Below are 4,601 nucleotides of genomic sequence, written 5' to 3' on the forward strand. Positions count from 1 at the left end.
CTGCACGGGCTGTCCGGCGGCGAGCGCCAGCGTGCACTGATCGCCCGCGCGCTGGCGGTGCAGGCCGGGGTGCTGCTGCTCGACGAGYCGACGACCCACCTCGACCCGCCGCACCAGGTGGCGCTGGTGCGGCTGTTCCAGCGCCTGGCGCGCGCGCAGCGGGTGGTCAGCGTGCTGCACGACCTGTCGCTCGCGCTGCAGGCGGACTGGCTGGTCGTGATGCGGCAGGGCCGCATCGCGGCCGAAGGCGCGCACGACGACCCGCGCGTGCATGACGCACTCGAATCGGTGTTCGACCACGCGGTGCGGGTGCAGCGCGTCGGCAACCGCTTCCTGACCCTTCCGAACCTGGACGACTGACATGCAGATCGAAACCCCGCCGACCGAGCGGCGCAGCGAGAAGCCCGACGGCGAACGTCGTGGCCTGGTGATCGTCCACACCGGCGACGGCAAGGGCAAGAGCACCGCAGCCTTTGGCCTGGCCTTGCGCGCGCATGGGCGCGGCAAGGCGGTGAAGATCTACCAGTTCATGAAGGTACCGTCGGCCCGCTTCGGCGAGCACCGGGTGTTCGAGCAGCTCGGCGTGCCGATCGAAGGCCTGGGCGACGGCTTCAGCTGGAAAAGCCGCGACCTCGAACACTCGGCGCAGCTCGCGAAGGACGGCTGGGCGCGCGCCGAGGCGACGATCCGGGCCGGCGAGCATTTCCTCGTCGTGCTCGACGAGGTGATGTACCCGCTGCGCTACGGCTGGCTGCCGCTCGATGCGGTGCTGGCCTGCCTGCGCGAGCGGCCGGCGCATGTGCACGTGGTGCTGACCGGGCGCGGCGCACCGGCCGAGCTCGTCGAGCTGGCCGACACCGTCACCGAGATGACATTGGTCAAGCACCACTACAAGGCCGGCGTGCCGGCGCAGCGCGGCATCGAGGACTGAGGCGGTGATGCTCGCTGCCGCGCTGCTGCTCGCCTGGACCTGGGACGCCTGCTTCGGCGAGCCGCGCGACGCGCTGCACCCGGTCGCGTGGTTGGGGCATGTGCTGGGGCCGGTGGGCCGCGCCGTGCGGCGCGGGTCGCCGTGGCCGGCCTTCGTCGGCGGGGCGCTCGCATGGTGCGTCGGCGCGGGCCTGCTCGCGGTGCTCGGCGGGCTGTTGCAGCGCGAACTGTCGGCGTGGCCGTGGTGGATGTCGGTGCCGCTGCTGGCGCTGCTGCTGAAGCCGTGTTTCGCATGGCGCATGCTGCGCGACGAGGTGGTGGCGATCGAGCGTTCATTGGGGCAGGGCGTGGAGACTGCGCGGCGGCAGCTCGCGCGCGTGGTGAGCCGCGACACCGCGGCGCTCGATGAAGCCGCCATCCGCGAGACCGCGATCGAGACACTGGCCGAGAACCTGAACGACTCGCTGGTCGCGCCGCTGTTCTGGTACGCGGTGGCCGGCCTGCCGGGGGCGCTGGTCTACCGCTTCGCGAACACGGCGGATGCGATGTGGGGCTACCGCGGCGAGTGGGAATGGGCCGGCAAGTGGGCGGCGCGGGCGGACGACGTGCTGTCGTGGGTGCCGGCGCGGATCACCGCGGTGCTGCTGCATCCGCCGGTGCGCCTGGTCGACTGGCGCCGGCTGCAGCGCCAATCGCGGCTGACCCCGTCGCTGAACGGCGGCTGGCCGATGGGGGCGATGGCGATGCGGCTGGGCGTGCGGCTCGGCAAGCCGGGCGTGTACACGCTGAACGCACGGGCGAGGGTGCCGCGCGCGGCCGATGTGCGCGTGGCCTTGCGGTATGCCGGCATTGCCGCCTGGATCTCGGTGGCCATGGCGGCCATCGCGCTGCTGGCAAGGAGCGTCTGACGTGGTGCACGGCGGACCGGACGCCCAGGGCATGCCGCGCTGGGATTTCTCGACCAACGCGAACGCCTGCGGCCCGGCGCCGATCGCGTGGGACGAGGTCGACGCAAGCCGCTATCCGGACCCGTCGTACACCGACCTGCGCGCGGCGCTTGCCGAACACCACGGCGTCACCTCCGGCCGCATCGTGATCGCCGCCAGCGCCAGCGAGTTCATCGCCCGCATCAGCACCGCCATCGCGCTCGCCAGGCCAGGCGCCGGTGTGTTCATCCCGCGCCCCTGCTACGGCGACTACGCGGCAGCGGCGGCGGCACGCGGCCTGCGCGAGGTCGAACGCGATGCCGCGGCGCTGGTCTGGCACGCCTCGCCGAGCAGCCCGCTGGGCCGGTCGGCGCCGCTGGCCTGCGTCGACGGTGCGGTGCACGTCATCGACCGCGCCTACGCCCCGCTGCGGCTGAGCGGCCAGCCCCTGCCGCTGCCCGATACCGCATGGCAGCTGTGGTCGCCGAACAAGGCCCTCGGCCTGACCGGCATCCGCGCGGCCTATGCGATTGCTCCCGAAGCCGATCCCCTGGTCCAACCGCTGCGGGATCTCGCGCCCTCGTGGCCGGTCGGCGCCCATGGCGTCGCGATGCTGACCGCCTGGACCACGCCGGCCACGCAGCACTGGCTGCATGACTCGCTGGCCACGCTGCGCCGCTGGAAGGCGCGCCAGCTCGACCTCTGCGTCACGCTCGGCTGGCAGGGCGAGGACAGCGAGACGCCGTTCCACGTCGCGCGCGGCGACGGCCTGGTCGAACGCCTGCCGCGCCTGCGCGAGCACGGCATCAAGCTGCGCGACACCGCATCGATGGGCCTGCCCGGCGCCGTGCGTCTCGGCGTCCGGCCTCCCGACGCCCAGGATGCGCTCGCTCGCGCCTGGAGGGAGATCACGCGATGACCGCCCGCGCCGTGATGGTCCTCGGCACCACCAGCGGGGCCGGCAAGAGCTGGCTCGCGACCGCGCTGTGCCGCTGGTATGCGCGCCAGGGCCTGAAGGTCGCGCCGTTCAAGGCGCAGAACATGAGCAACAACGCGCGCGTCGTGCCGGGCCTGGGCGGCCGCCTCGGCGAGATCGGCAGCGCGCAGTATTTCCAGGCCCTGGCCGCGCGCGCCGCGCCCGACGTGCGCATGAACCCGGTGCTGCTGAAGCCCGAGCGCGACACCGCGAGCCAGGTCGTGCTGATGGGCGAGGTGCGCGCCGACCTCGCCGCCGTGCCCTGGCACGACCGCAGCGCGCTGCTGTGGCCGCACGCGCGCGACGCGCTGCACGCGCTGCAGGCGGCACACGACGTGATCGTCATCGAAGGCGCCGGTTCGCCGGCCGAGATCAACCTGCGCCACAGCGACTACGTGAACATGCGCACCGCGCTCGCGGCCGACGCGGCCTGCCTGCTCGTCAGCGACATCGACCGCGGCGGCGCCTTTGCCCACCTGTACGGCACGCACCAGTTGCTCGCACCCGACGAGCAGCGGCTGCTGCGCGGCTTCGTGCTGAACCGCTTCCGCGGCGATGCGCGGCTGCTCGAACCGGGCCCGTCGCAGCTGCAGCAGCTGACCGGCGTGCCGACGCTCGCGGTGCTGCCGATGTGGCGCGGCCACGGCCTGCCCGAGGAAGACGGCGTGTTCGACGACACGCCGAGCGGCGATGCCGACGGCCTGCGCATCAGCGTGATCGCGCCGCCGCGCATCAGCAACCTCGACGAGTTCCAGCCGCTGCGCCACCTGCCCGGCGTGCGGCTGCGCTGGGCGCGCACGCCGGCCGCGCTGGCCGATGCCGACTGGATCGTGCTGCCCGGCTCCAAGCACACCAGCAGCGACCTCGCGTGGCTGCGCGCGCAGGGGCTGGCCGATGCGGTGTGCCGGCACGCCGCGGCCGGCCGGCCGGTGCTCGGGCTGTGCGGGGGCTTGCAGATGCTCGGCGAATCGCTCGCCGACCCGTTCGGCATCGACGGCGATGCGGCCGGCCTCGGGCTGCTGCCGCTGGCCACGCGCTTCGAGCGCGAGAAGCGGCTCGGCACCATCGAGTCTCGCTTCGAGACGCTGGACGGGCCGTGGGCCGCGCTGTCGCAGGCCGCGTTGCGCGGCTACGAGATCCGCCACGGCCGCACGCAGGCCACCGCGCCGCTCGCCGTTGCGCTGCGCAATGCCGGCGGCGAGCCGATCGGTTGGCAGCGCGGCAACGTGCTCGGGCTCTATGCGCACGGCGTGTTCGAATGCGACGAGGTGCTGCGCGCGCTGTTCGGCCGGCAGGCCCGCACGCTCGACGACGTGTTCGACGGTCTGGCCGATTTCGCCGAGGCGCACTTCGCGCCCGACTCGCTGATGCAACTTCTCCAACCTGTGCCGGACTGAACCATGCGCCTCGAACTGCCTTCCATTGCACCGACCCACGACGCCGCGCTCGCGCAGCGGTTGCAGCAGCGGCTGGACCGCAAGACCAAGCCGCTCGGCTCGCTCGGCCGCCTCGAATCGCTCGCGCTGCAGCTCGGGCTGGTGCAGCGCAGCGAGGCGCCGCGGCTCGTGCAACCGCAGATGCTGGTGTTCGCCGGCGACCATGGCCTGGCGGCGCGCGGCGTCTCGGCGTTTCCGAGCGACGTCACCTGGCAGATGGTCGAGAACTTCCTGGCCGGTGGCGCGGCCGTCAGCGTGCTCGCGCGCCAGCACGGTCTTGCGCTGACGGTGGTGGACGCCGGTGTCGCGCACGATTTCGCGCCGCGGGCTGGA

The 4,601-nt window shown here is 73.1% G+C and carries 6 protein-coding genes; all 6 read left to right on the plus strand.

The annotated features are described in order from the left end of the window. A partial coding sequence (locus AC1DXV_RS31550; protein WP_477937432.1) for an ATP-binding cassette domain-containing protein occupies positions 1-360 on the plus strand: 360 nt, incomplete at its 5' end. A gap of 1 nt (position 361) precedes the next feature. Next, positions 362-931, plus strand: a complete 570-nt coding sequence (gene cobO, locus AC1DXV_RS31555; RefSeq protein ID WP_477937434.1) for a cob(I)yrinic acid a,c-diamide adenosyltransferase — start codon at positions 362-364, stop codon at positions 929-931. Between the two features lie 7 nt (positions 932-938). Beyond that, complete coding sequence (gene cbiB, locus AC1DXV_RS31560) at positions 939-1,838, plus strand: adenosylcobinamide-phosphate synthase CbiB (RefSeq protein WP_477873082.1); 900 nt, start codon at positions 939-941, stop codon at positions 1,836-1,838. A 31-nt stretch (positions 1,839-1,869) separates the two neighbouring features. Further along, positions 1,870-2,775, plus strand: coding sequence for an aminotransferase class I/II-fold pyridoxal phosphate-dependent enzyme (locus AC1DXV_RS31565; protein ID WP_477937440.1), 906 nt, complete (start codon positions 1,870-1,872; stop codon positions 2,773-2,775). Further along, positions 2,772-4,229: a cobyric acid synthase gene (locus AC1DXV_RS31570; RefSeq protein ID WP_477937436.1), complete on the plus strand. Its 1,458-nt coding sequence runs from the start codon at positions 2,772-2,774 to the stop codon at positions 4,227-4,229. The genes AC1DXV_RS31565 and AC1DXV_RS31570 overlap by 4 nt, the downstream gene beginning before the upstream one ends. A gap of 3 nt (positions 4,230-4,232) precedes the next feature. After that, a partial coding sequence (locus AC1DXV_RS31575) for a nicotinate-nucleotide--dimethylbenzimidazole phosphoribosyltransferase (RefSeq protein ID WP_477937438.1) occupies positions 4,233-4,601 on the plus strand: 369 nt, incomplete at its 3' end.

It is taken from the genome of Rhizobacter sp. P3_C12, from assembly GCF_056402735.1.

Excerpts from the sequence above, each read along its gene's own strand:
- cobO (WP_477937434.1), top strand. The coding sequence starts at position 362 with ATGCAGATCGAAACCCCGCCGACCGAGCGGCGCAGCGAGAAGCCCGAC.
- cbiB (WP_477873082.1), top strand. The coding sequence starts at position 939 with ATGCTCGCTGCCGCGCTGCTGCTCGCCTGGACCTGGGACGCCTGCTTC.
- AC1DXV_RS31565 (WP_477937440.1), top strand. The coding sequence starts at position 1,870 with ATGCCGCGCTGGGATTTCTCGACCAACGCGAACGCCTGCGGCCCGGCG.
- AC1DXV_RS31570 (WP_477937436.1), top strand. The coding sequence starts at position 2,772 with ATGACCGCCCGCGCCGTGATGGTCCTCGGCACCACCAGCGGGGCCGGC.